Raw genomic sequence first — 4,905 nt, 5'->3', positions numbered from 1 at the left:
CCACGCCAGAGCCGACGACCGGTATCGTCGACAACACAGATGGCTGTCAGCTTCTGCGAAACGTCCAGTCCTACAAACCGGGTCATCGAGAGCCTCCCATCCTGCGAGGTGCCGGGCGACACCGCCCAGATCGAGGCACTATGAGCGGGCTTCGCTCAAGCCGCGATTACCCGATGTCCACAGATGCTGCACCTGCCCAGCGCCTATCCCGACCAGGCCATCATGCATCTCGCGCTCGAGCGACTGCCGCGCCTAATCAGCTGAGCCCTGGGGCAGATGCCCCTCCCGAGCCCTCGTCACCGCAACCTCCAAGACCCCGCGATCTGCACCCGTCAGCTGGCTGTCAGGCCAGCAGCGATCCCGACTGCGCGCACAACTGCTAGGCGAGCCAGATCACCCCAACAGGACCGCGCCGACCCCCTTCGTGAATTTTTGCGGCTAGCGATGCATCAGGCCATTCAAGACGTCCTGCGGAAGCGGGAAACGAGGCTGAACCCAAGCCTCCAGAACGGGGCCGTGGCCTGGTGCGTCACCTCCCACCGAACCCGGCATGATGCTTTGCGGTGCCCAGAGATCTAACGCATCAAGCTGCGCCCGAATGGTGGGTGAATGCCGTTCCCAGGTTCCACACCAGTCGAGCACAGATTGATCGCCAATTACGCCATTCAAAAGCTTACGAGGAAAAGCGTCCGCTCCGAATGTCAAATAGCGCTCGACGATAAGCTCTCCAATGCGATTTTTTCGGTCGCGAAGCTCGGGAAGAGCCCATTCAAGGTTTGCATCGAAAATAGTGAGCCAGTACGCTAAACGCTCTTCGAGCATGTGGCAATTTACCCGCTCACTAATTAGATCGTTCGTCCATAGTCTCCAAATCAAATACTGAAGTCCATTGGTTTCGGTCCGCCTCAGTTTCTCACCGTCAAATGCCCGAAAGTATCCATAAGCTATGTTTATGCGGATCAGGCCTGGATCAATCGTGAGGATATGATGAACCTCAAAGTCTGGGTGGACTAACACGCGCTCACGACCGTCACAGAACCCTTGCCGCGGATGCATGTCGTCGAGGGTCACTTCATCCCCTTGGATATCAATCCCGCGCTTTGTAATCTTGAGCAGACTTCCTGGAGCGCCATATTGATCGTCACGGAACGGTGTGGTCGATAGAGAGTTCGATAAATTGTATATCGTTTGCGCTCCCAATTCGGCAGCGGCATGGCCGGGCAGAACTTCTCGAACCCCCGCATCCACGTAGGTGAAGTTTGTCGAAGGTGTCTGTATCGGGCGTGCAGCGAAGAAACCGGGAATGGCGGCCGAAGCCATGGCACCAAGGACAAGCGGATCAGGATCGACAATGGGCTCATTAAAGTAGGGCGAAGCCGCGCTCTCCCCGATAAGGCGCGAGCCTTCCGTCACATACCGAAGCTCGCCGTCCTCAAGGGCAACAACGGCTAGCCGCATCTTCATTCCGCTGTTCGCAATGCCGCCCCGATCAATAGCTTGAGACATCTTGTCCCTAACGGGTTCCAAATCGATCAAATATGACGCATTCACTAAGAAATCGGACATGTCTCCGAGGCGGCTCGCTGTCTCTCCCACTAAGGATGCTAATCCTGCGATGAGACCACCGACGGGTCCTGCTAGCGCCCAGCCTGTGGCAAACCACCCGGCCACCGCTTCCTCGTCAACGACGTTCCAAAGAGTTAAGTCGATCCCTCCTTCGTGAGCATCCTTCAGCTCCGCCACAAAAGCTTCAAACGGAACTTCCACAGCCGCTAAGGCTAACTCGAGCTCCGGAGATGGGCGGTACATGTCAGCGGGAACTTCGAGGGCAAGCCACACTGATTCGAGGGTATCAACGCCACTCGAAGTTAGAGAACCTGCGACTGCCAGGGCATTAATTGCGCCTACTGATGTACCGCATACAATCGATGGTGATATCTCATGCCAGATCTCACGTAAAAACAGAAGTGCTCCGACTTGGAAACTTCCTTTCGCGCCGCCGCCTGAGAGTACGATTGCGGTCGAGTTCTCGACCACTTCGTACGTGATGCGGTCATCTAAATGGTTGGGCGCCGTCGCGGTTATGAATACTTGACCAAAGCTGCCCGCAAAGGTCCTGAGGCTTACTACTGCACTCAGTTCCCCAGGCGACACTGACACTGACGCCGGCGCATCAATGATCGTGTAATCGCTGAGATGAAGAAAAACGTCGAGACCCGTGGCCGGCGCTGGGCACGAAATCCGAATTGATAATGTTGCGGACTTACCTGCTACGATCGAAAGCTGATGAGGCTCCCGTGGTTCAAGGTGAAGTTTATGCTGGCGTACTATGCGGATGAGGCTGGAACTAACTTGACCACAAACGTCTTGCAGACCTACGAACCGCTGAGTTTTAGGAGTCGCCTTTCCACGCTGACCAGATCGAATTAGTTGCGCCGGTACCGACGCTTTCGCAACTAAACAAAACGTCGCCGTGACGGGCGGATTGGCTGTCCAGTGCCCAAATCGTTCATTTGACTGATGGTGGACTTGCCCCGTTTCATCGATAATCTGTATGGATATTTCGCAGCCCGGCGGCACCAGCTGATCAGGTTCAGAGCCCTCTAGGTAAACGCTCCACGAGAATTCTAGAGCCGAGCAAGCCTCGGTCGTGATCTCCGCGTCAGCGATCCCGTTTACATTGAAAAACTCAATCATCGGTGGCCGGATGACTGAGATCACCGCGGCGGGTGCAAGAGGAACGGATTGCCCATGCGGGCCCTGAAGGTCGGGAATGCCGCAGAGATTGGCGAGAACGTGCCCAAGACTTATTGCGGCGCTTACCGTGCCTTGGGTAAGGTACACAAAACCACTTTTCGAGTCCGGCGGAAGGGTAAATCGAATTGATCCAGATGCCCAGGAGACAATTCGGTCGGTTATATCGGTGTGTCGGAACATCAGACGGTAGTTTCCGCGCGCTTTAGGGAAATCTCTCCCGGCAGCTGGAAACGCGTCGAACGTTGTGTCGCTAGTCAGACTTTGAGCGCATACGCACTGGGGAACTACACTTGCAAGCAGTTGTGCGTCGTCGTCGGCCAGAGCCGCGGCGGCAAATCTTTGGAAAAGGTCGATACATATCCCGCCAAAATCGCCCCAAATGTCATCATTCGGAGCGGGCACGTCTGGTATCTCGGGGACCCACGTGTCTGCCGGGAAGAGTGGAGAGGGTTCGTCGCCATAACCTCGACTGCGCAGCAATGGGCTCGCTAGCGGCTTTGCGCCAAATGGCTCGTCACTGACCGAGGCAACTGGTCTCTTTTCAATACCGCGGCCGCGAGTACCCACGGGCAGCGCGCCGACCCGCAACGAGGCTGGGCGCGGCAATGCGCGGAAGGCTCGCCTTTCTGGGAACAGTGCCGGCCGTTCCCTTGATGCGGCCGCTCTATGCGCTCCCGGGCGGGCCAGAGCAGCTCTTGCTGTATCGGCACGCAGAAGCTCGCTTTCGAAGGTTTGCAGCAGTGCACGCCGCTCCATGATGTACCGAGCAGCCCGTACCGTTAGTCTGGCATCTCGATGCCCGGCCGCACTATCGATCCGGAAAACCGCATGTAAGACGTTTAAATCCGCTTGGACGCAGGCGGTGCAGGGCCTACCAGTTAAGATTCCTATAGGGGCCATGGCTATTAGTGCAGCGGAATGCGCGGTTACCGCTACACTTTTGGCGCGGTGCCCCGGGCCAAGGGGCATGTCGCCGCCGATCCTCGCTATCAGCTCCACTTGAGCGTGCACATCACCGCCGAAACTCTCTGATGCAAGTTTCTGTGTTTTAAGTAGCTCGCGGCTTGCCGCGGCGACTGAGCGCTTTGCCTTCACCTGATGAGGCGCGACGTTCTGTCGCTTGGAAAGCGTCTTCCCAAGACGGAGTATCTGTGGGTCACGAATAGCCATGATGTCCTCCAAATTTTATTGGTGGGACTTGGGCTAATCTTGAGAGTTCCAGGCAAAATCCCGTGGATGGCTTTGAGCCATCCGCCGTTTGAGCGAATCGGGATGATGTCTTTTTTGGGTCGCGCGGGTCAAGGTGAAAGCTTGAGTTTCGAGTTCATCTGGCCGTGCTCCGGCAATGGCCGCGGTCTGATCGGGCTGTTCGGGTCGGTTGCAGGTGGTCAGAAACAGCCATTGAGCGACGCTCCTGCAGCGGCGGCGCGCCCAGGCGGTCCGGTGCCACGGAGCGGCGTGGTTCAGAAGCAGCCGATTTTGGGTCACACGGGCGCGCGAAGAGCGCCGGCCTGTGAGGGCCGGATGTCGACGTCCGATGTGCCCGATGCGGGAGGCGGTCACCCTCCCCGCGTCAAGCCCGCCGCGGCTGAAGCGGTCCCAGGCCGAGCAGGGTGAGCCAGTGGGTTTTGTCAGAACTCGTGCCAGACCCGACGACATGAGGCGAAAGCCAATGTCGGCTTACGCCGCTTCGAGAATGGCGAGCACACTGGTGGCGCGACGGAGGTGGAGCAGGCGACGGCGGCGGGCAGAGACGTATTGGTTGTGGCGAGTGCAGGGGCGGAGGAAGTTGCGGAGCTCGTCGTAGCTTCGACAGAACCGCTCCGCCGACGCGAAGCTCTTGAAGCCCCGCATACATCGCGTGCGCCCTTTGATGCCCCGGTGGTCTTGCTCCAGTCTATTGTTTTTGTAGGCGCTGGTCCGGTGCTCGACATCGCGGCCGAGCGTGCTGTGGATCGCCCGCGGGAGGAGCCGTGCCCGTCCGTGGTGACCTGATCAGGCGTCACCCCCGTGACCGACTTGGCTGAGCCGAAGAAGGCCTGGGCTGCCGCCATGTCGCGGTGCTCGCTGAGCATGGTGTCCACGAGATTGCCGTCGCGGTCGATGGCCCTATACAGGTAGGCCCAGCGGCCACCGACCTTCAGGTAC

At 58.2% G+C, this 4,905-nt stretch carries 2 protein-coding genes and 1 pseudogene; all 3 read right to left on the bottom strand.

Features of this window, described 5'->3' with window-relative positions; translation table 11 throughout:
• Window positions 1-438: 438 nt before the first annotated feature.
• Window positions 439-3,159, bottom strand: coding sequence for a patatin-like phospholipase family protein (locus Q7A36_RS38320; RefSeq protein ID WP_305109051.1), 2,721 nt, complete (start codon window positions 3,157-3,159; stop codon window positions 439-441).
• A 1,278-nt stretch (window positions 3,160-4,437) separates the two neighbouring features.
• Window positions 4,438-4,713 carry a DDE-type integrase/transposase/recombinase gene (locus tag Q7A36_RS41960; protein WP_370655794.1) on the bottom strand — a complete coding sequence of 92 codons (276 nt, stop codon included), beginning with the start codon at window positions 4,711-4,713 and terminating at the stop codon, window positions 4,438-4,440.
• Between the two features lie 20 nt (window positions 4,714-4,733).
• A pseudogene (locus Q7A36_RS41955) lies at window positions 4,734-4,901 on the bottom strand (DDE-type integrase/transposase/recombinase); the annotation flags it as partial.
• Between the last annotated feature and the right edge of the window lie 4 nt (window positions 4,902-4,905).

The sequence above is a fragment of the Paracraurococcus lichenis genome (assembly GCF_030657435.1).
GTDB lineage: Bacteria > Pseudomonadota > Alphaproteobacteria > Acetobacterales > Acetobacteraceae > Paracraurococcus > Paracraurococcus lichenis.
This window is presented reverse-complemented; position numbering and strand designations above follow the sequence as displayed.